The sequence below is a fragment of the Pseudomonas sp. UTLPPB19802 genome (genome assembly GCF_059730225.1).
The window spans coordinates 5,693,096-5,717,772 of sequence record NZ_AP048545.1; the positions used below are offsets into that span (position 1 = coordinate 5,693,096).

Consider the following 24,677-nt stretch of genomic DNA (forward strand, 5'->3'; position numbering starts at 1 on the left):
GGTGAAATTTCCTCCAGATGCCGTGGAACTTTTACGTCAGCGAGGAATCGCGACGATCGAAACCTCTTCGATACGGGCCTGCACGCCTGGCCTGTCAGGCCTGACAGGAACCAGCGTCAGGGAAGGGGCAACCGCCAGGCGCCCAGCGGCACCTAAACGCACTAGTGCGTCATCAAGGAAGAAGGCAACCTCCTTGGGATGCTCGTGATTGTAGTGATCAGGAGCCCCATAGAAACTCACCTCGCCGAGATGACCGGGGTCCGAAACCAGGGGCCGTAATCCTGCAGGTACATTGAGATAGAGGTGGTAACCTGCCGAAGGTGCCTTGCTCGCCCACACCCCGGACAACACCAGGACCAGGGGTTCGCCGCTTTTGTGGCGGGAGAGATCGACCGCCGCAGGGGACTTCGATTGCAGGCGGATATCGGTACGGGCACTGCCCAACTCGACAGCCTGTTGCGTGCGATAGAGGACTTCTTCGGCCCAGCAACCTCCTGCCAGCAAGAGCATTCCGACCATCAAACTGAATCGCCACATGAGCAGCTCTCCGCAATGGACCTGCATTCAATATGACATCGCTGCACAGCCATGATGAAATAGCAGCTGAACGGTCACCCGTTGCCCGGATGATGACATCTCAACCCAGATACCGCATCACCACCGCCTGGAAACCACCGAGCTGTGAATGCCCCGCAACCAGGATACGCCCGTCCCCCTGCACCGCCAGCGAGGTGACGGTGTCCAGGCTCTTGCCCAGACGGGTGCGCACGTAGCCCTTGCCCGCAGCGAACTCGGGATCGAGCTGGCCATCCGGCAGATAGCGCGCCAGCGCCAGGTCCGAGCCGAACCCGGCCACCGTCGAACCTGCCGCGAGAATTGCCCCGTCCAGCTGGACGGCAACCGCAGCCCACCGGCAGGCGGGAGCGTCGATATCCAGCAGCACCGCGGCGCCATGATTGAAACGCCGGTCGACGCAACCGCTGGCGGTAAAGCCCTGCAAGGCACTGCCCAGCGGCTCGAAACGATTGCCCACGCAGAACAGTTGTCCCTGGGCACCGCGAGCCAGGCGAGTGACCGTCGAGCTGGCATCGGCAAAACGCACGGACAGGTAGCCTTCGTGACCAAAGGCCGGGTCCAGCCGACCATCCGGCAAGTAGCGGGCCACCAGACCGCTGGGTGGGAAGTCGATCGAACCGCCCACCAGGATCTTGCCATCGGGCTGCAGCAGGATGCAGTTGAGCCAGGTGTTCATCAGCAACCGGCGCACCATCACGAAACCCAGGCCATTGAAGCTGTGATCAAGGTCGCCGTCCGGCAGCAGGCGTACCAGCAGACCGACATGATCGGTAGAGGAGTAACTGTGGTTGAGGGTCAGCAGGATCCTGCCGTCCGGCTGTATCGCGCCGAAGCAGCTCTCGAAACCCGCCAGTCCCGGTGGCAGCCAGCGGTCACGGGGGCCTTCGGCCAGGTCGCCGGGCAGGCGCAGCAACTGCACGCCCTGAGTGCCAAAGCGCGGATCGGGGCGGCCGTCCGCCAGGAACCGCGCCACGGCCGGCAAGGTGCGCCGGTCATCCGGGTAATGCAGGCCAAAGACCAGGATTCGCCCATCATGCAACCGGCGCAGGCTGATGCCGGTCGATTCGCCCCCGGCCTCGAAGCGGCCAACCAGGCTGCCATCCTGGCCAAACGAGGTGTCCATCGAGCCATCGATATTGAGTCGGGCCAGGCCGAAGGAAACGCCCTCGGGAAACTCCACCCGGGCGACCACGAGGATCTTGCCATCGGGGCAGAACAGTACGTCATTGGCCTGGCTCGACAGGCTGCCGGGAAACACCACCAGCGCCTTGCCCGGACAGCCAAAACCCGGGTCGAGCTCCCCCGCCGGGTTGACCCGGCAACCGCGCAACGCCTGTAGCATCATCAGGGCAATCCTCCTTGAAAGAGACGTCGCCTGCGGCTTTTGCAACCGTTGCGATCTGCCCGCTATTCAATCCATCGAGGTTTCCCCAAACAACTGTCAGAAATGACAGGTTTAGTGGTTTTGCGAGCCACACGAATGGCCCCTCGAGCCAATCTGTCGCTCGTCAGGCCATCGCCCGCGGTACGATCACTCCATGGCGGTCTTGACCATCGCCAGCTCAGGGTGGCTGACCAGCTTGTCGATATGCAGTTCTTCATCGTTGAGCCAGGTTTCGGTCAGCACCCGATAGTGTTCCATGTCCCGGCAACGCATGCGCAGGCTGTAGTCGAAGGCACCACTGATCAAATGGCACTCGAGCACCTGGGGACAGGCGCGGATCTTGGCCTCGAAGGCCTTCTGCGCCGCCCGCCCGCTCTGGCCGGACAGCGCCACCAGCACCAACAGCGACAGGCCGGGCGACAGCTTGTTCTCGTCGAGGATGGCGCCATAGCCGCGGATCACCCCCAACTGCTCCAGCTTGCGCACCCGCTCCAGGCACGGCCTGGGTGTCAGGTGCACACGTTCGGAGAGCTTCTGGTAGGTGATACGCCCGTCATGACGCAACACCTCGATAATTGCCTGGTCGATGCGGTCCAGCACAATCGACAGGTCACGAATTTCAGCCATGGATGGCTTGCCTCACTTCAACGGCCATAAAAAACAGGCGCCATTGTACGACCTTCCATGGCCAATGCCTGAATCACTTTCAGCCTCGTCGAGCGCTCGCTGGGTGGGCGACAGCGCATCAGGCGATTTTCCAGCGATCACGGCTGGTGACAAATGGCCATTGGAAATATGATGACCGACATGGCGCTCACCGGGAGCGGCCATAGGACTTCATCCGAAAAGGAATCCCATGAAAGACTTCGTCATTGGTGTCAACAACATCGTTCTGTACATCGCCCTGGGCTTCATCTGGCTGCTGAGCCTGATCACCATGTTCGGCAGCAGCTTTTTCGCCGGCCTGGGCGGCCTGATCGGTGGAACGCTGCTGTGGTGCATCATCTCCGGCTTCTGGTTCGTCCAGTCGGCCACCTACGAAGAGCTGCGCAAGCTGAACTCGAAAGGCGACTGACGCGAAGACTATGCGGTACGCGCGGCCTCCTCTTGCAGGCCGCGTCCATACCGTCGGGGCGACGGTCATCAACCGACAAAAACCAACTCCCCCGAACTTCTTCCCATCTGCACAGCCATACTAAAAAGAAGGCAGCACCCTGATACCATTCAGGTAGTTTTTTCATGCACGGGGCAATCATGGAAGCACCAGAAACCGGACCGCTCGAGTCATCAGTCGAGCAAGACATGCACTACCGAACCATGTTCGAGGCTGTCGATACCGGCTTCTGCATCATCGAGATGAAGTTCGATACGGCCGGCAAGCCGGTGGACTACCGTTTTCTCGACATGAATGCGGCGTTCGAGCGCGAAACCGGGCTCGTCGACGCCAGGGGCCGATGGGTACGGGACATGCTTCCAGCCCACGAACAACACTGGTTCGATATCTACGGCAACGTGGTCCTGAATGGGGTCGAACAACGTTTTGAAAACCAGGCCCAGGCCCTCGGCCGCTGGTATGCCGTGCATGCGGTTCGTGTCGGCAGCCCGGGGGCGTACAAGGTCGCGGTGTTCTTCAACGACATTACCGAACGGCGCCAGGCCGAAATCGCCCTCAAGCAACTGAACGCCTCGCTGGAACAGGAAGTTGCGTCCCGTACCGACGACCGCAACCAACTGTGGACACTGTCGTCGGACATCATGCTGCGCTGTACTTTCGATGGCCAGATCATTGCCATCAACCCGGCATGGGAAACGACCCTGGGCTGGTGCGAAGCCGACCTGCTCGGCACCAGCCTCTACGACCTGATTCATCCGGAAGACCTCGAGCAGACCCTCGAACGCGCCCGCTATTCCGCGACCGGCCAGAGCATTCGCCGTTTCGAAAACCGCTACCGCTGCAAGCAGGGCGGCTACCGCTGGATCAACTGGTCCTCCAGCCCGTCCGATGAAGTGATCAACGCCGTGGGCCGCGATTGCACCCTCGACAAGGAGCAGGCCCAGGCCCTGGCCAAGGCCGAGTCACAACTGCGCCAGAGCCAGAAGATGGAAGCCGTCGGGCAGTTGACCGGGGGCCTGGCCCACGACTTCAACAATCTGCTGACCGGCATCAGCGGCAGCCTGGAAATGCTCAAGAGCCGTATCGACCAGGGCCGCGTGGAGAGCCTTGAGCGCTATATCAATGCCGCATTGATCGCATCGCGCCGAGCCACCGCCTTGACGCATCGGCTGTTGGCCTTTTCCCGCCGGCAGACCCTCGATTCGCGGGCAACCAATGTCAACCTGCTGATCCAGGAAATGCAAGACCTGATCCGGCGAACGGTCGGCCCCTCGATAAAGCTGGAGTCGAAGCTGTCCGAGCGCCTGTGGACCACCCTGGTGGACCCGAACCAGCTGGAGAACTCGCTGCTCAACCTGTGTATCAACGCCCGTGATGCGATGCCCGACGGCGGTAGCCTGGCCATCGAGACCGCGAACATCACACTCAACTCGGCGTCGGCCCTGGCCCTGGAACTGCCTCCGGGCGGCTATGTGTACCTGGGCGTGGCCGACAGCGGTTGCGGCATGTCGGCCGATATCCTCGGCAAGGTCTTCGATCCCTTCTTCACCACCAAGCCACTGGGCTCAGGGACCGGCCTCGGCCTGTCGATGGTCTATGGTTTCGCCCTGCAGTCCGGTGGACAGGTTCGCATCGGCTCACAACCGGGCAGCGGCACCCAGGTACGTCTCTACCTGCCCCGTCACTTTGCCGAAGCAGAGGAGCGCGAGAGCATCCAGGCGGCCACGCCAACCCTGGCCGCCATGACAGGCGAAACAGTGTTGGTGGTCGACGATGAGCCACAGGTGCGGATGCTCATGGTCGATCTGCTCGAGGAGCATGGATACAAGGTGCTGGAGGCCAGCGACGGGTCCCGGGGCCTGAAGATACTGCAGTCGCCGATACGGGTTGACCTGCTGGTCAGCGATGTCGGCCTGCCAGGCGGCATGAACGGCCGGCAACTGGCGGAACTGGCCCGGCAAACCCGGCCCGGACTGAAGATCCTGTTCGTTACCGGCTATGCCGAACACTCGGTGATCGGTGATGGCAACCTGGCAGCCGGCATGCATGTGATGACCAAGCCGTTTGCCCTGGATGATCTTGCCAATCGCGTGCGCGAAGTGATCAGTACTACCTGACCGATAGTGCTGGACTGCAGCCCGAGTATCGCCAAACAGCGAAACCCTACCGCAGACTTGTCACCGCGATATAAACCTTACTTCCAAAAAGGTTTATATCGCGTGCTTTCGAAAAAATTCAAGGCAAAAAAAAGCCCAAGCGGCTGATGGACGCTTGGGCCTTAAAGAATGCATAAACCGTGGTAGGTGAACGCAGGGCAATAATAACTGATGATGGAAATTCGTAACAAGATATTTTGATTATAATTTTATTCCTAACCCCTTCAATAACCACAGTTTTTTCCAGGACATAGGCATTTTCCGACGTAAGGCGGGGCGCCGTGGCCGCTCGTCCGAGGGACTGTTAGGGAGTTTGCACCAAAGTAGTTCACGATAAATGTCAAAACCTGCATCAAGACCATACTTGTTATCTGGGAATTATTCGGCGGATATATGAAGGTAACCCTTCGGCCGATATAAAACCCGATGAACGGCCTATTTAACCCACAGTTCATCAGGGTATTTTCGAACCACTCGGCCCGCCTCGCGAAACAGGAAAGTTCCACGAGGGCAAAAAAATATAAACCGTCCGTCCCCTCGACAGCGTTTGCGTCTGCGTCGCTGCCCGGCGACAATTGGCGCTCCATTCATTTCGAGGTTCGCAACATGCGTAAAGCACTTACCGTCCTGGCGCTCAGCGCCCTGTTTGCCCAAGGCGCCATGGCTGCCGGCGGCACCCAGGCAGCAGTCGGAGGTGGCTTGGGTGGCGTCCTGGGTAACGTGGTCGGCCAGCAGATGGGTGGCAGCACTGGCGCTGCGATCGGTGCAGGCCTGGGCGGTGCCGCAGGTGGCGCCGTAGCGGCCAAGAAAGGCAAGAAGACCAAGGCAGCCCTCGGTGGCGGCCTGGGGGCCGCAGGCGGCTCGCTGCTGGGCAACAAGCTCGGCGGCAGCACCGGCGCAGCGATCGGCGCAGGCCTGGGTGGCGCAGCCGGCGGCGCACTGGGCGGTCGCAAGTAATACCCCCCGATACGAAAAAACCCGACACATGTGTCGGGTTTTTTATGGGCCGGATTTTCCTATCGCCGGGTTTCAAGATGAGCGGCAACCGGGGCGGCCTCCGCCCGGGGTTGCAGCCACCGGCTGAACAGACGCGTCACCCGTGGCATGAACACGTAGACCACCAGCAACACGATGGTCAGGGTAATCACCACGTTGGCCGGCACATACCCTCCCAGCCAGGGCCACAACGCGAACAGCGGTTTCCACAGAATGGGGACCAGGAACGTCAACGGAAGGATCACCAGGAATGTCACGCAGGCCTGCTTCCAGCGCGGTGGCGGCGTCGGTGCGTCCACCGGCGGGGGCGTGAACCAGAATTCGCGATCTGCATTGATTTCCGTCTGGTCACCATCAGCCAGCAACGGACGGGCCTGATCGACCAGGTCGCGACGGTCATCGGAATCCAGCCAGACCTGCAACTGTTCGGTGCTGGCAAAGCGCAACACACAGGTGAACAACGCCAGGCCGCCACTGTGCCCACGGACCACGTCAATCCCCAGGTGCCCAGGATAACTGCGCGCCTTGGCGATGATCTGGCGCAACCACGCCTCATACGCCTGATCCCACCCCTTCCTGATTCGGTGACGCACCAGCAGCGTGACCACGCCGTCGGACAATTCGATATTCATGGCTGATTCCATCTTCCTGTATGTCGCCAATGGGTAAGCGATAACCGTTACGCCCACCCTCTCTCTATTGCTTGCCTGACCTGCGCCGCAGCGCCTTGCGGTCAATGTGGCAGTTGGCTGCAGGTCCCGCTTGGAGACCTGTGCTGCCTGCTTGTGACAAATTCTGGGGCCTGGATAAAAAAGGGACAATTCCATAAAATCGGAAATCATTGATTCTATTTAGGGAACAGTCATGGATCGCGTCGAATGCATGCGGGCGTTTGTCGCCACCGTAGGGGCCAATGGCTTTGCCGCGGCGGCACGAGCAATGGACGTACCACGCTCGAAAGTCAGCAAGCAGATCCAGGCGCTGGAAGAGGCGATCGGCGTGCAACTGCTGTTGCGCACCACCCGCAGCCTGCATCTGACCGAGGCTGGCGCCGAGTACTACGAGTCCGCCCGCGAACTGCTGGCGTCGCTCGATGAAGCCGAGCAGCGCGCCCGCGACGGCATCGGCGAGCTGCGCGGGGTGTTGCGCGTCAACGCACCGATGTCCTTCGGGCTGCGACGACTGGGACGGTTGATACCGCTGTTCCATGAGGAACATCCGAACGTCGAGTTGCAGTTGGTACTCAGCGACCAGCAGGTTGACCCGGTCAAGGGCGGCTTCGATGTGACCATCCGGATCGCCAGCCTGCCGGACTCATCGATGATCGCCAAATTGCTGGCCCCGGCCCCGCGCATCATGGTCGCCTCTCCCGGCTACCTGGAGCGCGCCGGTATTCCTACGACACCACGGGAACTGTGCGCCCACCAGTGCCTGAACTATGGCTACCTGCAAAGTGGCGTCAGCCTGCAACTGAGCAATGGCAAGGAGACCCAGCGGGTCACGGTCACCGGCCCACTGCACGCCAACAACGGCGATCTGCTGGCCCAGGCTGCCGAGGCGGGCATGGGCATCGCGCTGCTGCCGGACTTCATCGTCGAGGATGCCCTGGCCGCCGGGCGCCTGGTGCCGGTGATGTGCGAGTGGCAGGCGCCGCCGATCAGCATCAACGCCGTATATGCCTCGGCACGCCGGGTGCCGCAAAAGACCCGGGCGTTCATCGATTTCCTTGTACGGGAACTGTCGGTAGCCGCAGAGCGCTGAAACAAATAGACTGTATATACATACAGACAAGGATTGCTCACGGCCCCGCCACCGAGCATGCTGTCCGCTCTCTCCCGCGCACGATCGAACGAAGGTGGCCATGCGGCTGTTTCTCTGCGAAAAACCCTCCCAGGCCAAGGACATCGCCGCCGTGCTCGGCGCCACGCGCCGTGGCGATGGCTGCTGGGTCGGTGCCAATGCCACGGTCACCTGGTGCATCGGGCATCTGCTGGAAACCGCTCCGCCGGACGCCTACGATGCCCGCTACAAACGCTGGGTACTGGCCGACCTGCCAATCGTCCCGGACAAATGGAAGATGCAGGTCAAGCCCAAGACCGCCAGCCAGTTCAAGGCGGTCAAGCGCCTGCTCGGCGAGGCCGGGGAACTGGTGATCGCCACCGACGCCGACCGCGAAGGCGAAATGATCGCCCGCGAGCTGGTGGAACATTGTCGTTATCGCGGACCGATCCAGCGGCTCTGGCTGTCGGCACTCGACGACGCGTCGATCCGCAAGGCCCTGGCCACCCTCAAGCCGGGTGGCGAAACCTTCAACCTCTACCATTCGGCCCTGGGACGCTCGCGGGCCGACTGGCTGATCGGCATGAACATGAGCCGGCTGTTCACCCTGCTCGGACGCCAATCCGGCTACCAGGGCGTATTGCCGGTAGGCCGGGTGCAGACGCCAACCCTGCGCCTGGTGGTGGATCGCGACCGCAGCATCGCCGATTTCGTGCCGGCACCCTACTGGGCGATCGATGTACACCTGCTGCATGACGGCCAGCCCTTCGTCGCCCAATGGCGCGCGCCCTCGGACGCCTGCGATGACCAGGATCGCTGCCTGAACCAGGCCCTTGCCCAACAGGCTGCCGCCGCCATGAGCGTGGCCAGCAGCGCGCGGGTGGTGAAACTCAAGACCGAGCGGATTCGCGAACCCGCGCCCCTGCCCTTCGACCTCGGCACGTTGCAGGAAATCTGCTCGAAACGGCTGGGCCTGGGCGCCCAGGAGACCCTGGACATCGCCCAGTCGCTGTACGAAACCCACAAGGTCATCACCTACCCGCGCAGTGATTGCGGCTTTCTCCCCCTCAGCCAGCATGGCGATGCTCCCCGGATACTGACGGCGCTGGAACGGGCCGACCCGAGCCTGGGCAAGCTCGCCCCGTACCTGGACCCGACACGCCGCTCACGGGCCTGGAACGATGCCAAGGTCACCGCGCACCACGGCATCATCCCGACCGGCTCGGGCGCCAACCTGGAACGTCTGCAGGGCAAGCCGCGAGCGGTCTACACGCTGATCCGTGCACGGTACCTGGCGCAGTTCCTGCCCAACCACGAGTACGACCGCACCCAGGCCGATTTCGACTGCGCGGCACAGGCATTGAGGGCAGTGGGCAAGCAGGTGATCGAACCCGGCTGGAAACGCGCCCTGCCGCAAGCGTTGGCACCGACCAAGGGCCGAGAAGCGCCAGAACCACAGGCTTTGCCGAAACTTCACGAGGGCAGCGAATGCGCGGTAGACCGGGTCGACCTCAAGGACCTGTGGACCCAGCCGCCAAAACCCTTTACCGAAGGCGACCTGATCAAGGCGATGAAAAACGTCGCCAGGTACGTGGAAGACCCGCGCCTGAAGCAGAAGCTCAAGGAAACCACTGGCATCGGTACCGAGGCCACCCGCGCGAGCATCATCCAGGGCCTGCTGGACCGCAACTACCTGGTCAAGCACGGCAAGAGCCTGTCGGCAACCCCCGCGGCCTTCAGCCTGATCGATGCAGTGCCACGGGCGATTGCCGATCCAGGCACCACGGCCATCTGGGAGCAGGCGCTGGACATGGTGCAAAGCGGCGAGATGAGCCTGGAGGAATTCGTCGCCAAGCAGGCGGCGTGGATGAGCAAGCAGGTGGGGCGTTGTGTCGAGTTGAAGCTGCAGATCAGCATGCCGCCTGGCATGGCGGCACCGCCCCCCTGGAAGAAAAAGCGCAAGGCCACCGGAACCAGAACCACAAAAGCCCGCCGTCCGGCAAAGGCGGCAAGCGGTCGTCCTAAAAAGTGAACGGCCTGATGGCGGGTTACTTCACCTTCCGGCTCAGGTCATCCACCTTGCGCTGGAGGTTATCCAGCTCACGCCCCTGATCGCCGACATCCCGCTTGAGCCCGGACAGTTCGCTGGAACTCGATCCGGAGCCCGAGCTGCGCTTGAGCTCGTCCACCGTGCGACTGAGCTTGTCGATCGTTCGATCCTGCTCGTCTACCCTGCGCTTGAGCGCCGACAGGTCGTTGCTGCTCGAACTGGAGGACGAGCTGCTGCCACGCTTGAACTCCTCGATGGTACGAGCCTGCTCCTTGACGATCTTCTTCAGGTCATCCAGTTCATCGGCACTGCGCTTCTGCTGCTCGCGCAATTTCTGCAGGTCATCCACCGTGAATCGGCTGTTGCGTAGCGTATATCCGGACCCCGCGTCGCCATGACTGGCGAGCACCGCATCGTAGCCGGAGGCATCGGAACGCTCGATCTCAACTGCGGCCTGGGCCTGGAACGGCAACCCCAGGCTACCCAACAGCAGTGCGAATACGCCAGTAAAGCGGAGGGAGAAAGCGGGATTGCGGCGAGGGAGCATCGTGCGTCGTCCTTGTGAAGTGCCGCTATGGCACATCGCTATGATCCGTTTTTTCGCAACTTGTTCCCTGCGGCCTCAAGTCTGGGAACACCGTCTCGGCACTGATCAGGTCCGGCGGTTATCATGGCGGGCTGCTTGCGCTCGGCGCGGCGGCTTGCACACTTATTGGCCATGTCGGCGGGACACGCTCTCCGGGTAATCGGGCAGCGTATTCAGGGAGTGGTTTCCCGCCCATCAAAGGAACGAAATATGACCCCCAATCTGATTGGCAAAGCAGCAGGCAGCGTAGCGGCCCTGCTCCTGCTCATCGTGTTTTTTGGCAGTTGGTACACCGTGGATGAAACCGAGCGCGGCGTGCTCCTGAGAAACGGCGCGCTGGTCGGCGTGGTCGATCCCGGCCTGTCGTTCAAGATGCCCTTCATCGAAAGCGTTCGCCTGATCAGCATCCAGAGCCAGGTGTCGGGTTACGAGAACCTGCAGGCCTACAGCAAGGACCAGCAGTCGGCGCAGCTCAAGGTCTCGGTCTCGTGGCACGTCGCGCCGTCCGATGTGGCCAAGGTCTATACACAGTTCAAGGATATCGAAGGCATTCGCGATCGCCTCATCAGCCGCCAGGTGCCGACCCAGGTCGAGAACGTCTTCGGCCAATTCAACGCCGTGGCCGCCGTGCAGAATCGCGTGCAACTGGTCAACGACATATCCGCCGCCATCAAGACCTCGATCACCGGCCCGGTGATTATCGACAGCGTGCAGGTGGAGAACATCGACTTCAGCGACGCCTATGAGAAGGCGATCGAGGCGCGCATGGCAGCCGAGGTACAGGTGAAGACCCGTGAGCAGCAGTTGGCGACCGAGCAGGTCCAGGCGCAAATTCGCGTAACCCAGGCCCAGGCCGAAGCGGATGCCCAACTGGCCCAGGCCAAGGCCGATGCCCAGGCGACCGAGCTGCGTGGTCGTGCCGAGGCCGAAGCGATCAAGGCTCGCGCCCAGGCGCTGGCAAGCAACCAGAACCTGGTGGAACTGACCAAGGCCGAACGCTGGAACGGCGTGTTGCCAACCACCGTACTGCCAAGCGGCACCCTACCCTTCATCGACGCCCGGCAGGATCGCAAATCGGACTGAGGTCCGGAGCCAGGAGGACGCCCACCGCCATTCGTGGCGTCCTCGGTTCACAGCCCACATCACAAGCGAGGGGGCCACGCTCATGGGTTGGCCCCTTCCGTTATCTTCCCGCCCTACCCTCGACCTGCCTGCCAAGATGACGAAACTCCACCCGTAGCACCTGCAACTCGCTGCTTGCCTGATCGAGCAGTTCACGATCTGTCAAATACGGCTGGAAATGCGGGCTCGACGCTGGGAAAGGATTAATCAAACGCCAGACGCAAAAAAGGGCCAATCTTTCGATTGACCCTTTCAGACCGCCCAGCAGCGCGGATTTTATCTGGTAGGCACGATTGGACTCGAACCAACGCCCTCACCATGTCAAGGTGACCGGCAGTCAGGCCTATCCCACTGACAATGTAATTTATAGCCTTTCCGTCACCTTCAAAACTCAGCATACGCGCTATATGAATCAATAACTTAGCGTTGGATATTCCTACAGTAATACCCTCTCCAGGCGTCCTGCCGACGAACACCACTCCCAAATCTGACGCACCTCAAAACTGTACGCACACACAGCATTGAGATACGAGTATGAATCTTGACATGGAAACCGATGATTGGCTTGGCTGCCCAACACCCCTAGAAATGTACCAACACCAGTGCGCCCTCCTCGAGGACGAGCTCATTCAGACCGAGGCGATGCTGCGGAAGGCCAGGGCAAATATCGCAGGTCTGGTGCAGATGAATGACCTGCTCGCCACCGGCAAGGCTTCGGCAGAGTCAGCTCTGAGGGACGCCCTTGAGCGCATATCGGCAAGGTGTGATGAGACGCCGACAACGCCATCGACCTGATTACCTAAAAGCGCGATCACCTATTCAGAGAAAATCAGCGGCTGTTGGGCGAGTTGCGTAACCTCAAGGATGCATCAGCTTCTACTCCGTCAGTGCCTAGAGCCTTTCTTCTGTCGCAGAATCGAAGACCACATACAGCTGATCAATGGTCGCCCCTGTCAGGGCGCGGGCCGACTCCAGGCCCAGCATGACCACTACAGTTCAGTTACACCACTGCCTGGGACACGATCAATCTACGAAAGCGACCTCACCTTTGTGGACTGTTTTGCACCTTCGATTCGGAGGTCATGCCCGCTCCATAACGCGACCACCTGATTCCAGAGCGCTCTCATCAACTAAACCCGGTTTCTTTCTCTCCTGAAATGGACAGAGGAAAGGAAACGGCTCAACGCCTCAGGGTGCTTCCGTTTCTTTTCTCACCGACATACTGATTCTATTGGGGTTATTTTGATCTAGTCACGCTGGGAATCACTGGCTGCATTCAGTGTCAGCTGATAACCAGCCCCGAATCATTAGACAAGTCTCGTCATGCGGCGCTGAAGCAAAGCCCCCCCAGAGCACGCCGTTGAACATTAATCGATCGCCTGCTCTGCCGTGTCCTTGTGCCAAACTCGATAAAAATCTTTCACTAATCCAACAGGATAAATATCCCTTTCACTCACTCTGCATGTAACAAAATACTTAAAAACCTATCCGTTCGGATAGTTGAAAAGAGACTTTAAAGCTCGACACAATCGCAAGACCCGACCAAGTAGCATTTAGGCACCCACAATGAAAAAATGCGTAATACCCCAACAACTAAAGAACGGTTCCCCCCGGCAACACACCCAATCACTTTACGACAACACCACTACTTTAATATCAATAAGCGTTCTCAATGAACCAGGCGAATTATAATTTATAAAATTCCATTTTTCACGGAAGATAATATGAAAACATACACATCCAAGCTATTTGAAAACTATAGCATCCCCCCTGAAATCATTAAAAAATTAGCACCGCTCGCCGAAAAAAGAAACACCCCACTCCTAAAAGCATTGATCTTTGACTATTCTTTAATCATCATATCTATATATACCTGTCTTAGCGTTAGCTGGTACCTATATCCAATCACCCTGATTGCAATAGGCTCAACCCAGAGAGCACTAACCAATCTTTTACATGAGGCAACACATGCAACGCTAGCAAAAAGCAAGCTGCTCAACTACTTGGGCGGCACTGTATTTTCTGGGCATTTAGTCTTTCATATGTTCATACCCTATCGAGCCTCTCATATACAAAATCACCACCCCAAGCTCGGAGACCCAGAACTCGATCCTGATTATAAATTCCACATCCAATGTGGTTTGTACAATTACCAAAATGAATCCTCAACGGTATTCATCGTCAAAAATGTACTACTGACACTTATAGGTTTCAGAAGCTGGAATTACATTAACTATATCATCCGCGATCGCATACTCTACAGTGGAGAAAGAAAAGGCAGACATGGACATGCCCTAATGGGATTTCGAGCCGAGCGATTGACCCTAATTTCCATGTGGTCCCTCATATCATTAATAACGCTCTACCATGGAGTTTTCATCTATCTGATTGTTTTCTGGCTTATACCTCTTTTCACCACTGCAGTTGCAATAGGCTGGATCATTGAACTCTCCGAACACTACCCACTTCCCCAATCCGAAACATCATCATTACTGCTAACTAGAAATAGACATGGATGGCTGCTGGAACGTTTTATTTTCGGACGTCACAATGACAATTATCACCTGGTACATCACCTACGACCGTCCATACCTTTTTACAACATGCGCAAAGCACATTGTATTCTCTTAGAGGATCCACGTTATCGGGCATGGGATGGGATTTGGGGAGGAATCATAACCCGAACACGTGACGGTGAGGAAAGTGTCCTCAGCTACGTGAAGGCCTATAAAGATTGGCTTGTAACTTTCCCACAAAAGGTAGGCCAGTCCTATGCTGTAGAAATGTTAAATGCACGCACTACAACGTTAGCCTGCAACAATATCTTGAGCAACGCAGATGAAGTTCATATTCAGGTTTGACCTATAACAAAAGGTGAGAAATGAATCTATCAAGTGAAACATTGCAGCTCGCCTGCAACGGCCTAAAAAAAATAGCACTCGACCCAACAAGCCGCGCAGCGTTTCATGAAGGCACACTATTTAAAGATCTTTTCAAAAGGTCGGCCATGCGCTATCTGATTTCTGAGACTCAAGAAAATTTATTTGAGAAATTATCTATTCTACATAGCAAAGGATACGAATTGGGTGTCGAGTACGTTGGCGAAGAAAACCGAGACATCCATACAATCTCAAAATTTGTAAATGAATACCTAAATCTACTTAGTAATTATAGAAAAATTACATTTTCTCCTCAGCTAGGCTTTGATTTAAGCGCCGTAGGAATGTTGATATCACAGGATTTGGCAATAGAAAACACAACCAAAATACTCGATGCCGCAGCAAAGCTGAATGTGAACATCATCATCAGCATGGAGCAATCCTCACAAGTTGACAACATATTAAATATTTTTGAAAACCTTGCTCCGAAACATGAAAATATCGGATTCACATTGCAAGCTCAGCTACATCGAACTGAAGACGACCTACAAAGCATTATTAAACACGACAGAAAAATTCGGCTCGTTAAAGGAGTATACAATGAAAATCCAAAAATCGCACTACACCGCGGTGTGAAACTTAACCGTAGATATATGACCCTACTGGAAACAATTACATCCAAACACGATAAGTTAGCCTGTGCCACTCAAGATCAAAAACTACTAAACTCACTGGCAGATTGCGGTTTGCTCAAACATGTCATTGAAGTTGAGATGCTTCATGGCGTGCAGCCAAACGTTATTAAGAATTTACGTGAGCAAGGCATCACTTGTCGAATATCAACAGTTTACGGTGAGAACTGGTTCCTCCATTTTCTACATAGATTGGCGGAGTCCCCCACCAATTTATTAGAGTCTCTGGCAGATTTTTATTATCCAGACAGATTAGTTTTTGCAGAACACTACTAACCTTAAGAGAATTTAAAATGTATATCGATCTCAGAAGTGACACAGTGACCAAACCTAGCGACGGTATGCGTAAAGCAATATACCTTGCAGAGGTAGGTGATGATTGTTTCGGCGACGACCCAACAGTCAAAGCATTGGAAGAGTATTGTGCGAGCTATTTCCATAAAGAAGCAGCTCTGTTTACCACAGGCGGCACACTTAGCAATCAACTTGCAGTAAAGACACTAACCTGCCCGGGTGACGAGGTCATACTCGATGCATCTTATCATATTAACTATTTTGAGGCCGCTTCAACGTCAGCATTCTCTGGCGTAAATTTTTCTCAGGTCTACTCCGATGATGGGGTTTACTCAGTCGACAACCTCAAAGATCTGTATGCCAGCAAATGCCGCTGGAACACAAACTACTCGCTCCCAAAACTCATTGTCATAGAGAATACTCTTGGCTGTAAGGTAGGTGGAGTCTTTCCCTTGGAGAGAATGCAAGAAATTTTTAACTATGCCAAGAGCATAGGTGCTTATCGATATCTAGACGGGGCAAGAATTCTACATGCATCAATTGCAACGGGCATCGATGTAAGATCATATACAGATACTGCAGACCTTTTCTCCATGTGCCTTTCAAAAGGATTAGGGGCTCCAGTAGGATCAATAATGGTAGGTTCAGAAGAACTGATTTCCAAAGCCAGGAAGTATAGGAAATGGTTTGGCGGTGATATGCATCAGGCGGGCATGATGGCAGCAGCAGGTCTTTACGCTATGCGCAACAATATCGACCGACTACATTTAGATCATCTCAATACCGAGCTTCTATACAACCTTATCCGAGATATAGAAGAAGCACCAGCAACCTATCGCGGCACAAATATGGCAGTGATAGACATTTCAAAACTCAACATATCAACTCCAGATTTTGTCAAACTACTGTCCAGCCATGGAGTTGGCAGCCTAGCCTATAACACTAAAGAAGTTCGCTTCATGGCACATCTCAATATATGCAAAACCGACATAATTACCGCTGCCGAGATTATCAAAAACACGGTACGTGGACTTACAGCCTCCAGACAAGGCGCCAAATATGCTATTTAAAAAAAATATCATTATCATAGTAGATGCCTACTCGACTGGAAGCATGATCGCACCAGCCTTCATCTCCAAGGGTTTTAACTGCGTTCATGTCAAATCAACCGACATCGTCAACCCATTTTATATAGCAACATATAGAACTAATGACTTCATAAAAAATTTTTCTTATTTTTCAGAATGCAAACTCAAGGAAAACTTACAAGAATTCCATGTACTCTATGTACTCGCTGGCTGTGAATCCGGGGTCGAACTTGCCGCAAAACTAGCTCACACCTTCCAAACGCCGCAGTTGAACGACCCCGATCAAGCCATACTTCTACGTAATAAATACCTAATGCATGAAACCTTAAAGCGGGCCAAAATTGCATCAATAAAGCACTTCCGTTCCAACTCTCTACCCACCATTATAGAGTGGGCAAAAAACCACGAAAAATACCCTGTGGTAGTAAAACCAATAGACAGTGCAGGTACTGACAATGTTCATATTTGCCAATCCCTCGAGGAAATTGAATATGCATTCAACTGCATCATTGAAAATCGAACAATATTCCTTGACCCCAATCATGAAGTATTGATACAAGAATATTTAGATAATTCAGATTTCTCTTTCGAGAATACTCCCCATAAAAAATTAACGACACAGCCTACAGATGTGGAGTATTGCGTCAACACCGTCAGCCTTGCCGGCAAACATTATGTTAGCGAGATAATTCGCGTCTACCGTGTAAGAGTTAACGACTCTCCAGTCCATGACTACAATGAACTCCTATGCCCTATTGAAAACCGCCGCACATACGAAGTGCTTTCAAGATATGTATTTAACGTACTCGACGCCTTAAATCTGAAGTATGGTGTTGGGCACAGCGAGGTAATGATTGTAAATGACAAACCCGTTTTATTAGAAACCGCAGGACGGCTTCCTGGAGGCATAGATCTCTCGGCATACACCAAAGCCCTCGGATATAACCAGCTAGAGCTTTGGATACTATCTTTACTGGATCCTGGGCGCTTTCTTGATTTTATATCCAGCCCACGCACACCTTTAAAATTTCACTCGTCATGCATTTTTCTTATCAGCGATCAAGAGGGAGAAATAAAAAACCCCCCAAATATTCGAAGCTGGAAAAGAAGTGTAACTTGTTTGCATAGTGTAAAAATCCAAGATAAAGGATATCTTCAAAAAACGATCTCATTACTAGACAGTCCTGGCTCCATCTTTCTGCTTTCTGAAAACAAAAAACTACTTTCATCAGAGCGCCAAATCGTCAGATTGCATGAGCAGACCATATACTTAAAAATGCTTAGCACTTGAAAAAAACATTCATCACAAGGGGGACTCATGACAACAGCACAACAAAAACACTCAAACAACATAAAGATCTTGTTTCTTGCAACTTTTACATTAACCCTAGCAAGAGCAATAAGCCTCCCCTATCTAGTAATTTATCTTTCAAATCATTTTTTTCTAAATATTAGTACTACTGGAGTTTTCATCGGAAGCACATTGTTAATCAGCTCGATACTCAGCATATACGGAGGCTTTCTGGTTGACAAACTTTCTTCCTTCTCAATCATTACTTTGTCCACTACTATTTTTATAGTGGCATTCATCACTGCTTATTTATCCCACGATATAAAATCGTTTTATATTTCTCTTGTCGCCGTCAACCTCTCGTACGCCACAATAGATATCGCGATAAAATCCGGCTTTAGCATTTTATTGCCTGACGATAAACGAGGGGCTGCCTTTTCCTTTAAGTATACACTTTCAAATATCGCCTATGCTATCGGACCACTTCTAGGTGCTGGACTTATAAGCATAGACGGACATTTGTCCTTTATCACTTCAGCAGCTCTCGCATTATTTTTTATTCTCACTTATCTTTTCTTCGGGAGAAAATCCATTTACAAATTTAGCTCACCTCAACCCATATCCTTTTTTGGCCTAATCCATCATCTGATTAAAGACTCTCGCCTGGTATATTTCACGCTTGGAGGAATGCTCAGCGCCATCATCTTCGGCCAATTCACCGCCTACCTATCACAGTACCTATTATCTACCTCCGCACCTGAACAGACTACAGAAATTATTAGCATCATTGTAACTACCAACGCGCTGACCGTTATAGCTCTACAATATTTTATTGGTCGGCGAATAAATAACAAAAACTTGCTCGCCTACTTAATGCTTGGCCTAGGTTTATTTTTAATTGGGCTTTACGGCTTTTCAATCTCAATTACTCCTTTAGCCTGGGTTATTGCCATGATATTTTTTACTCTGGGGGAGATCATCGTAATCCCCGCCGAATATATGTTCATCGATAGAATCGCCCCAGAAAACCTACGCGGTATATATTATGGTGCTCAAAATTTTTCAAATTTTGGCGCAGCGCTAGGCCCAATACTCTGTGGTTTTGCACTGGCGACCTACCCCCCGAATTTCATGTTTTTTATTCTAGAAGCATTAATTTTATTTTCTGGCTTGTTTTATTTTCTAGGTTCAAAAAAGACATCCACAAACAAAAGATAATATCATGGCTCATTTCAACACTGCAGGAGCAGGCTTGCTCGATCACTCGACGATTGAAGCGATGTATGCTTTTTTGGCCCAAGAAAAATCCATCGGTGCTTATGAGGCAGAAATACTCAATGAGCACATCCTGACCGATGAAGTTTACCTTAATCTTGCAAGGCTAATAAATTGCCAAAAAATTAATATTGCACTATTTGATAGTGGTACCCGCGCTTGGGTTACGGCAGCGCAATGCCTTCCATGGAGAAAAGGCGGGCGGGTTTTTATTACCCCATACGAATATGCAGGGAATCTCATCGCGCTGCGCACACTGCAAAGAGAATTTCTCTTTTCTATAGACATAATTCCAACTGAGAAGAATGGGACGCTAGATCTAAAATGGCTATCCATCAATATAAAAAATGATGTCCAACTTGTATCAATACCCCACATACCTTCCGCATGCGGAATAACAAATGATATTGAGTCCATCGGACAGCTGGTAAATAATCAAGGAACTTTTTATTTTGTCGATACCTGCCAATCCGCAGGGTTGCTTGACTTGGATATTGGAAAAATAAGATGTGACATACTGACGGCTGCTGGCAGAAAGTTTATTTGCGGCCCACGCGGCACTGGATTTGGTTATTTTTCCGACAGATTTATAAATTGTGCAAAACTACTCTTCACAGACCTGCATGTTACTACCTTCGAGACCACTGATTATATCTCTATAGAGAACACTGCTAGAAAATTTGAATTCGCAGAACGTAACAATACAGCCATAATTGGTTTAAATTCAGCCCTATTATACCATTTTGATATAAGAAAGCACTATACAAGGGAAAACTACGACCACCTGAGGATGGAGTTAAAAAAATTCCCTGGATTCAAAGTTATAGAGCCAGGCCACTCACACAATGGTATTGTTGCTTTTGTACATGAATCTCTTGATGCGAGATACGTAGTTAAGGAGCTTGCTGAGGCTGACAGCCACTGCTGGAAAGCAACGGCAAGCCATACCCCTTTATTCATGCCAGCACAAGGGTATGACTTTTTTGTTCGTGCATCAGTACACCACTACAATACCCCACAGCAGATAGAAAACCTATTAGCTACATTGCATAAAATAGGTAAAACCTAGCGATTTGATGCCCCTCGCGTCGAATCAAGTTCGCTCGTTCATTCTTGCGGCAGCGGCAGTGTCAAATGTTGTGCAGGATTTACCGAATATAGCCGTATCACTGCGGTGCCAAACATCACGCAAATTGGTGCCAAAACCGGCGCTAACTTACACTCATCAGGATTGCGGACTCGGCGCGAAGAGAGAATTCGTCAAACGCCAGACGCAAAAAAGGGCCAATCTTTCGATTGACCCTTTCAGACCGCCCAGCAGAGCGGATTTTATCTGGTAGGCACGATTGGACTCGAACCAACGACCCCCACCATGTCAAGGTGGTGCTCTAACCAACTGAGCTACGTGCCTGCTGTGGGCTGCATTCTACGGATTTTCTGCCGGGAGGCAACCTATTTTTTTGCTAAGTCCATGAATAGGCTTGGAAAAATCTTCAACACAACAATAGCGAGGCGAAATAGCCCCCAAGCACAGAGCGAGGGTCGAATTTTTTTCAGGACGAAAAAAAGGCCAATCTTTCGATTGGCCTTTTCACACCGCCCAGCAGAGCGGATTTTGTTTGGTAGGCGCGATTGGACTCGAACCAACGACCCCCACCATGTCAAGGTGGTGCTCTAACCAACTGAGCTACGTGCCTGCTGTGAGGCGGCATTCTACGGATTTGCCGAGGGGTGTCAACACCTTTCTTTCTGCTAAGTCCCTGAATAGGCATATTTTTTATCAGACCTCCGACAACCTCCCGATTTCGAGCGGCTGGCGGGGGTATTTCAACTGAGGTAGCATCAGGCGACTCGTAAAAAATATAAAACAGAGGTTGCAGGATGGCGAACACTCCCTACCCCCAGTCCTATTACGCCGCATCGGCCAATCCGGTTCCCGAGCGTCCGCCCTTGCAAGATGATGTCGAAACCGATGTGTGCGTGATCGGTGCCGGCTATACCGGCCTGTCCAGCGCCCTGTTCCTGCTGGAGAACGGGTTTAAGGTGACTGTACTGGAAGCAGCCAAGGTCGGCTTCGGCGCCTCGGGCCGCAACGGCGGCCAGATCGTCAACAGCTACAGCCGCGATATCGATGTCATCGAGCGCACTGTCGGGCCGAGGCAGGCGCAACTACTCGGGCAGATGGCCTTTGAAGGCGGCCGGATCATTCGCGAGCGAGTCGCCAAGTACAATATCCAGTGCGACCTCAAGGACGGTGGCGTGTTCGCCGCCTTGAGCAACAAGCAGATGGGCCATCTCGAATCCCAGAAGAAGCTCTGGGAACGCTTTGGCCATACCCAGCTGGAGCTGCTGGACCAGCGCCGCATTCGCGAAGTGGTCAACTGCGACCAGTATGTCGGCGGCATGCTCGACATGAGCGGCGGGCATATCCATCCACTGAACCTGGCGCTGGGTGAAGCGGCGGCGGTCGAGTCGCTGGGCGGCAGGATTTACGAACAATCGCCAGCGGTGCGTATCGAGCGTGGCGCCAATCCCGTGGTGCACACGCCCCAGGGCAAGGTCAGGGCCAAGTTCATCATCGTCGCAGGCAACGCCTACCTGGGCAACCTGGTACCGGAGCTGGCCGCCAAGTCGATGCCCTGCGGCACCCAGGTGATCACCACCGAGCCTCTCGGCGATGCGCTGGCAAAATCGCTGCTGCCGCAGGACTACTGCGTCGAGGACTGCAACTACCTGCTCGACTACTACCGGCTTTCCGACGACAAGCGCCTGATCTTCGGCGGTGGAGTGGTCTATGGTGCGCGCGACCCGGCGAACATCGAGGCGATCATCCGGCCGAAGATGCTCAAGGCCTTTGCGCAGCTCAAGGATGTGAAGATCGATTACGCCTGGACCGGCAATTTCCTGCTGACCCTGTCGCGTCTGCCGCAGGTCGGTCGGTTGGGTGACAACATCTACTACTCCCAGGGCTGCAGCGGCCACGGCGTGACCTACACCCATCTGGCCGGCAGGGTACTGGCCGAGGCACTACGCGGGCAGGCTGAGCGTTTCGATGCCTTTGCCGACCTGCCGCACTACCCGTTCCCTGGCGGGCAGTTGCTGCGCACGCCGTTCAGCGCGTTGGGGGCCTGGTACTACGCGCTGCGGGACAAGCTCGGTGTCTAGATACCGAGGAGCTTCGCGGGCTTGCCCGCGAAGTTTTCCAACTGCCGGAATCAATGCCCGGCCAATGCCTTCCTGGCACTGGCCGCAGCCTGCTCCTGGCCTGCACGAGCCAGCTCGTCAGCCGCCTTCAACCAGCGCTGCTGATCGACCTGAGCCGGCAGTTGCGTCGGCGACTGGATCAACACTGCCCAGCCACCCGCGCCCTTCCAGGCCGAAGCGAAGGTGTCGAAATCCATCGGCATCCGTCGATTCATCCCCGCCCGCAGCAGGATCGTGTGCTTGAATCGGTTATACCCGGCAACCACCGCATAACGCGGCTCGGACCAGACCCGCCCTTCGTTGAAGCGCACCAGTACCGGGTAACCCGCCGCGACCTGGGTCAGCAAGGCCGACAGATCCGCATCCAGCGGATAGACCACCATCCCGTACTCACGCGCCAGCACCTGCATGTTCTTCTGCAGGTCCGCTTCCGCGCCTGGCAGTTTCAACGGTTTGTCCAGCAGCCCCGGCGTAACGGTCACGCCCTGCTGCGCCAACATGCTGGCCAACGCGCCAGGGCCACTCTGGTAGGCCTCGCCACGAAAGAACGGTACACCGTTGAGTTCCACGCGCTCCGGCAGCCGCTGGAGTTGCGGCGGCTGCCCGCCGCCACTGGAACAACCGCCCAGCGCCAGCAGCAAGGCTCCCACCATCAGCAATCGACGGGATGACACGGATTGAAAATGGCTTGATCCCTTGAACATCTTCACTCTCTTGATCAGTTGCCAGGCAGATCCGCCCTGGCTCGGGCCCTGATCATAGGTTGCCGTCGCACGGGGGTATAGCCTTTCATCGCAGTTTATCTGGCGTCATAGAGCGAAATGGCTGACTGCACACGACCATTGGTCAATAGCTTGAAACAACCCAGCGACTAGACTGATCTACAAGAAAGACGAAGTGAGAAGAGCCCCGAGCGGGGCGAAGGAGGCGCTGATGAGCCTTGTCCTGACAGTTGCACTGTTGATCTTGGGTTGGCTGGCGGTTGCCGCCGCCATGTTGTGGGGAGTCCTGAGGGTTTCCCGTCGCCACCACCATCCCCATGCCCTGCCCTCACGGCCAAACAAGACCGAGAAAGCAACCGGGCGCCCTGCCAGCGCCCACTGAATCTCCCGCATGAAAAAGCCGCCTGGCTCCCTATCGAAACCAGGCGGCCCTGTTCGTTGCAACGCCTGGATCAGCCCTGCATTGCCTCACGCTTCTGCCGGGCGCGGCGAGCCAGCATGTTCAGGCCCTCGATCACCGCCGAGAAGGTCATGGCGGCATACACATAGCCTTTAGGCACATGGGCACCGAAGCCTTCGGCGATCAGCGTCATGCCGATCATGATCAAAAAGCCCAGGGCCAGCATCACCACGGTCGGGTTGTCATTGATGAACCTGGCCAGCGGTTCGGAAGCCAGCAACATCACCGCCACCGCAACGATCACCGCGATCACCATGATCGGCAGGTGCTCGGTCATGCCCACTGCCGTGATGATGCTGTCGATGGAGAACACCAGGTCGAGCATCAGGATCTGGCCGATGGCCGCAGCAAAGCCCAGGGATACCCGCGAATTCTTGTCTTCGCTCTCCTTCTCCTGCGGGTCCATGCTGTGGTGGATTTCGGTGGTGGCCTTCCACACCAGGAACAGGCCACCGGCGATCAGGATCATGTCCTTCCAGGAAAACGCCTGGCCAAACACTTCGATCACCGGCGCGGTGAGCTTGACGATGTAGGCGATGGTGCCCAGCAGGCCCAGACGCAGGATCAGCGCCATGCCGATGCCGATCCGTCGCGCCTTGGTCCGAAACTGCGCAGGCAGCTTGTTGGTCAGGATCGAAATGAAGATAAGGTTATCGATACCCAGCACGACTTCCATGACGATCAGCGTCAACAAGGCAATCCAGGCGGTGGGGCTGAGAGCGAGTTCCAACAGGTATTCCATGGTTTAGTCCTGAGTAGAGTCCCAGGCAAGCCTGGGCTATGTACGAAATCGCTTGAAACTTGGTTATGCGGCGTTAAAAACCGGCTCGGAATGCTCATTTACTCCAGTAAAGTCGAGCGCGACCCCGGCCGTTCCTCGCCGGTTTTTGCCTTGCCTAACCTGCGTTTCAAACAATTTCGTACACAGCCTAGCAGTGGCTCACCGATAGCGCCGCATTCTAGGGATCGAGACACTTCAGTAAAATTCGTATTTTTAAGCGTTATACTT

The 24,677-nt window shown here is 54.8% G+C and carries 21 protein-coding genes, 3 tRNA genes and 1 pseudogene; 15 read left to right on the plus strand and 10 right to left on the minus strand.

The window, feature by feature from the left end:
* Nucleotides 1-36: 36 nt before the first annotated feature.
* From AC6I6U_RS24510 to AC6I6U_RS24520, 3 genes are all read right to left on the minus strand, one after another.
* Nucleotides 37-537, minus strand: a complete 501-nt coding sequence (locus tag AC6I6U_RS24510) for a hypothetical protein (protein WP_497878591.1) — start codon at nt 535-537, stop codon at nt 37-39.
* Between the two features lie 100 nt (nt 538-637).
* A complete protein-coding gene (locus tag AC6I6U_RS24515) occupies nt 638-1,921 on the minus strand; it encodes a hypothetical protein (RefSeq protein ID WP_497878592.1) in 1,284 nt (427 codons plus the stop codon).
* Between the two features lie 186 nt (nt 1,922-2,107).
* Nucleotides 2,108-2,587 (minus strand): Lrp/AsnC family transcriptional regulator, encoded by a 480-nt coding sequence (locus AC6I6U_RS24520; RefSeq protein WP_497878593.1) that lies wholly within the window; start codon nt 2,585-2,587, stop codon nt 2,108-2,110.
* A gap of 229 nt (nt 2,588-2,816) precedes the next feature.
* Here AC6I6U_RS24520 and AC6I6U_RS24525 point away from each other — a divergent pair, with 229 nt between their 5' ends.
* The 3 genes from AC6I6U_RS24525 to AC6I6U_RS24535 all read left to right on the plus strand — a co-directional run bounded on the left by AC6I6U_RS24525 (nt 2,817) and on the right by AC6I6U_RS24535 (nt 6,187).
* Nucleotides 2,817-3,035, plus strand: coding sequence for a hypothetical protein (locus AC6I6U_RS24525; protein WP_497878594.1), 219 nt, complete (start codon nt 2,817-2,819; stop codon nt 3,033-3,035).
* A 164-nt stretch (nt 3,036-3,199) separates the two neighbouring features.
* Nucleotides 3,200-5,191 carry a response regulator gene (locus AC6I6U_RS24530; RefSeq protein WP_497878595.1) on the plus strand — a complete coding sequence of 664 codons (1,992 nt, stop codon included), beginning with the start codon at nt 3,200-3,202 and terminating at the stop codon, nt 5,189-5,191.
* Nucleotides 5,192-5,836: 645 nt separating this feature from the next.
* A complete protein-coding gene (locus AC6I6U_RS24535) occupies nt 5,837-6,187 on the plus strand; it encodes a hypothetical protein (RefSeq protein WP_017124644.1) in 351 nt (116 codons plus the stop codon).
* Nucleotides 6,188-6,246: 59 nt separating this feature from the next.
* Here AC6I6U_RS24535 and AC6I6U_RS24540 read toward each other — a convergent pair whose 3' ends face one another.
* The gene (locus AC6I6U_RS24540; protein ID WP_497878596.1) at nt 6,247-6,858 is read right to left on the minus strand and encodes an antibiotic biosynthesis monooxygenase; all 612 of its coding nucleotides are present in this window, start codon (nt 6,856-6,858) and stop codon (nt 6,247-6,249) included.
* A gap of 232 nt (nt 6,859-7,090) precedes the next feature.
* Here AC6I6U_RS24540 and AC6I6U_RS24545 point away from each other — a divergent pair, with 232 nt between their 5' ends.
* Both AC6I6U_RS24545 and AC6I6U_RS24550 read left to right on the plus strand, forming a co-directional pair.
* A complete protein-coding gene (locus AC6I6U_RS24545) occupies nt 7,091-7,987 on the plus strand; it encodes a LysR family transcriptional regulator (RefSeq protein ID WP_497878597.1) in 897 nt (298 codons plus the stop codon).
* A 100-nt stretch (nt 7,988-8,087) separates the two neighbouring features.
* Nucleotides 8,088-10,037 (plus strand): DNA topoisomerase III, encoded by a 1,950-nt coding sequence (locus AC6I6U_RS24550; RefSeq protein ID WP_497878598.1) that lies wholly within the window; start codon nt 8,088-8,090, stop codon nt 10,035-10,037.
* A gap of 16 nt (nt 10,038-10,053) precedes the next feature.
* On the opposite strand, the gene AC6I6U_RS24555 is transcribed toward AC6I6U_RS24550, so the two are convergent.
* The gene (locus AC6I6U_RS24555) at nt 10,054-10,602 is read right to left on the minus strand and encodes a hypothetical protein (protein ID WP_497878599.1); all 549 of its coding nucleotides are present in this window, start codon (nt 10,600-10,602) and stop codon (nt 10,054-10,056) included.
* Between the two features lie 249 nt (nt 10,603-10,851).
* Between AC6I6U_RS24555 and AC6I6U_RS24560 the strand changes: the two genes are divergently transcribed.
* Nucleotides 10,852-11,724 (plus strand): SPFH domain-containing protein, encoded by an 873-nt coding sequence (locus AC6I6U_RS24560; protein ID WP_497878600.1) that lies wholly within the window; start codon nt 10,852-10,854, stop codon nt 11,722-11,724.
* A 320-nt stretch (nt 11,725-12,044) separates the two neighbouring features.
* Here the strand turns inward: AC6I6U_RS24560 and AC6I6U_RS24565 are convergent.
* Nucleotides 12,045-12,147: transfer RNA gene (locus AC6I6U_RS24565), tRNA-Val, on the minus strand.
* A gap of 150 nt (nt 12,148-12,297) precedes the next feature.
* On the opposite strand from AC6I6U_RS24565, the pseudogene AC6I6U_RS24570 reads away from it, so the two are divergent.
* From AC6I6U_RS24570 to AC6I6U_RS24600, 7 genes and pseudogenes are all read left to right on the plus strand, one after another.
* Nucleotides 12,298-12,498: pseudogene (locus tag AC6I6U_RS24570) on the plus strand (hypothetical protein); the annotation flags it as partial.
* Nucleotides 12,499-13,487: 989 nt separating this feature from the next.
* Nucleotides 13,488-14,624: a fatty acid desaturase gene (locus AC6I6U_RS24575; RefSeq protein WP_497878601.1), complete on the plus strand. Its 1,137-nt coding sequence runs from the start codon at nt 13,488-13,490 to the stop codon at nt 14,622-14,624.
* Between the two features lie 20 nt (nt 14,625-14,644).
* Nucleotides 14,645-15,610 (plus strand): proline dehydrogenase family protein, encoded by a 966-nt coding sequence (locus AC6I6U_RS24580; RefSeq protein WP_497878602.1) that lies wholly within the window; start codon nt 14,645-14,647, stop codon nt 15,608-15,610.
* A gap of 17 nt (nt 15,611-15,627) precedes the next feature.
* Nucleotides 15,628-16,698, plus strand: a complete 1,071-nt coding sequence (locus AC6I6U_RS24585) for a threonine aldolase family protein (RefSeq protein WP_497878603.1) — start codon at nt 15,628-15,630, stop codon at nt 16,696-16,698.
* The gene (locus AC6I6U_RS24590; RefSeq protein ID WP_497878604.1) at nt 16,688-18,007 is read left to right on the plus strand and encodes a hypothetical protein; all 1,320 of its coding nucleotides are present in this window, start codon (nt 16,688-16,690) and stop codon (nt 18,005-18,007) included. The genes AC6I6U_RS24585 and AC6I6U_RS24590 overlap by 11 nt, the downstream gene beginning before the upstream one ends.
* 27 nt (nt 18,008-18,034) lie before the next feature.
* Nucleotides 18,035-19,225, plus strand: a complete 1,191-nt coding sequence (locus tag AC6I6U_RS24595; RefSeq protein WP_497878605.1) for an MFS transporter — start codon at nt 18,035-18,037, stop codon at nt 19,223-19,225.
* Between the two features lie 4 nt (nt 19,226-19,229).
* Nucleotides 19,230-20,351 (plus strand): aminotransferase class V-fold PLP-dependent enzyme, encoded by a 1,122-nt coding sequence (locus AC6I6U_RS24600; RefSeq protein WP_497878606.1) that lies wholly within the window; start codon nt 19,230-19,232, stop codon nt 20,349-20,351.
* A 265-nt stretch (nt 20,352-20,616) separates the two neighbouring features.
* On the opposite strand, the gene AC6I6U_RS24605 is transcribed toward AC6I6U_RS24600, so the two are convergent.
* Nucleotides 20,617-20,693, minus strand: a tRNA-Val gene (locus AC6I6U_RS24605).
* 209 nt (nt 20,694-20,902) lie between these two features.
* Nucleotides 20,903-20,979 (minus strand) — tRNA-Val (locus AC6I6U_RS24610).
* 184 nt (nt 20,980-21,163) lie between these two features.
* On the opposite strand from AC6I6U_RS24610, the gene AC6I6U_RS24615 reads away from it, so the two are divergent.
* On the plus strand, nt 21,164-22,447 hold the full coding sequence (locus AC6I6U_RS24615) for an NAD(P)/FAD-dependent oxidoreductase (protein WP_497878607.1): 1,284 nt from the start codon (nt 21,164-21,166) through the stop codon (nt 22,445-22,447).
* Between the two features lie 50 nt (nt 22,448-22,497).
* On the opposite strand, the gene AC6I6U_RS24620 is transcribed toward AC6I6U_RS24615, so the two are convergent.
* Nucleotides 22,498-23,190, minus strand: coding sequence for a PA2778 family cysteine peptidase (locus AC6I6U_RS24620; RefSeq protein ID WP_497878608.1), 693 nt, complete (start codon nt 23,188-23,190; stop codon nt 22,498-22,500).
* Nucleotides 23,191-23,419: 229 nt separating this feature from the next.
* On the opposite strand from AC6I6U_RS24620, the gene AC6I6U_RS24625 reads away from it, so the two are divergent.
* Nucleotides 23,420-23,590: a hypothetical protein gene (locus AC6I6U_RS24625; protein WP_497878609.1), complete on the plus strand. Its 171-nt coding sequence runs from the start codon at nt 23,420-23,422 to the stop codon at nt 23,588-23,590.
* A 70-nt stretch (nt 23,591-23,660) separates the two neighbouring features.
* Here the strand turns inward: AC6I6U_RS24625 and AC6I6U_RS24630 are convergent, their stop codons facing one another.
* The gene (locus AC6I6U_RS24630; protein ID WP_497878610.1) at nt 23,661-24,410 is read right to left on the minus strand and encodes a TerC family protein; all 750 of its coding nucleotides are present in this window, start codon (nt 24,408-24,410) and stop codon (nt 23,661-23,663) included.
* Nucleotides 24,411-24,677: the final 267 nt, after the last annotated feature.

Bases quoted from the DNA above. Each gene is read 5' to 3' on its own strand.
- AC6I6U_RS24550 (WP_497878598.1), top strand. From the start codon at position 8,088: ATGCGGCTGTTTCTCTGCGAAAAACCCTCCCAGGCCAAGGACATCGCC.
- AC6I6U_RS24595 (WP_497878605.1), top strand. From the start codon at position 18,035: ATGACAACAGCACAACAAAAACACTCAAACAACATAAAGATCTTGTTT.
- AC6I6U_RS24585 (WP_497878603.1), top strand. From the start codon at position 15,628: ATGTATATCGATCTCAGAAGTGACACAGTGACCAAACCTAGCGACGGT.
- AC6I6U_RS24555 (WP_497878599.1), bottom strand. From the start codon at position 10,602: ATGCTCCCTCGCCGCAATCCCGCTTTCTCCCTCCGCTTTACTGGCGTA.
- AC6I6U_RS24510 (WP_497878591.1), bottom strand. From the start codon at position 537: ATGTGGCGATTCAGTTTGATGGTCGGAATGCTCTTGCTGGCAGGAGGT.
- AC6I6U_RS24535 (WP_017124644.1), top strand. From the start codon at position 5,837: ATGCGTAAAGCACTTACCGTCCTGGCGCTCAGCGCCCTGTTTGCCCAA.
- AC6I6U_RS24545 (WP_497878597.1), top strand. From the start codon at position 7,091: ATGGATCGCGTCGAATGCATGCGGGCGTTTGTCGCCACCGTAGGGGCC.
- AC6I6U_RS24580 (WP_497878602.1), top strand. From the start codon at position 14,645: ATGAATCTATCAAGTGAAACATTGCAGCTCGCCTGCAACGGCCTAAAA.
- AC6I6U_RS24620 (WP_497878608.1), bottom strand. From the start codon at position 23,190: ATGTTCAAGGGATCAAGCCATTTTCAATCCGTGTCATCCCGTCGATTG.
- AC6I6U_RS24560 (WP_497878600.1), top strand. From the start codon at position 10,852: ATGACCCCCAATCTGATTGGCAAAGCAGCAGGCAGCGTAGCGGCCCTG.
- AC6I6U_RS24515 (WP_497878592.1), bottom strand. From the start codon at position 1,921: ATGATGCTACAGGCGTTGCGCGGTTGCCGGGTCAACCCGGCGGGGGAG.
- AC6I6U_RS24625 (WP_497878609.1), top strand. From the start codon at position 23,420: ATGAGCCTTGTCCTGACAGTTGCACTGTTGATCTTGGGTTGGCTGGCG.
- AC6I6U_RS24590 (WP_497878604.1), top strand. From the start codon at position 16,688: ATGCTATTTAAAAAAAATATCATTATCATAGTAGATGCCTACTCGACT.
- AC6I6U_RS24600 (WP_497878606.1), top strand. From the start codon at position 19,230: ATGGCTCATTTCAACACTGCAGGAGCAGGCTTGCTCGATCACTCGACG.
- AC6I6U_RS24520 (WP_497878593.1), bottom strand. From the start codon at position 2,587: ATGGCTGAAATTCGTGACCTGTCGATTGTGCTGGACCGCATCGACCAG.
- AC6I6U_RS24530 (WP_497878595.1), top strand. From the start codon at position 3,200: ATGCACGGGGCAATCATGGAAGCACCAGAAACCGGACCGCTCGAGTCA.
- AC6I6U_RS24615 (WP_497878607.1), top strand. From the start codon at position 21,164: ATGGCGAACACTCCCTACCCCCAGTCCTATTACGCCGCATCGGCCAAT.
- AC6I6U_RS24540 (WP_497878596.1), bottom strand. From the start codon at position 6,858: ATGAATATCGAATTGTCCGACGGCGTGGTCACGCTGCTGGTGCGTCAC.
- AC6I6U_RS24525 (WP_497878594.1), top strand. From the start codon at position 2,817: ATGAAAGACTTCGTCATTGGTGTCAACAACATCGTTCTGTACATCGCC.
- AC6I6U_RS24630 (WP_497878610.1), bottom strand. From the start codon at position 24,410: ATGGAATACCTGTTGGAACTCGCTCTCAGCCCCACCGCCTGGATTGCC.
- AC6I6U_RS24575 (WP_497878601.1), top strand. From the start codon at position 13,488: ATGAAAACATACACATCCAAGCTATTTGAAAACTATAGCATCCCCCCT.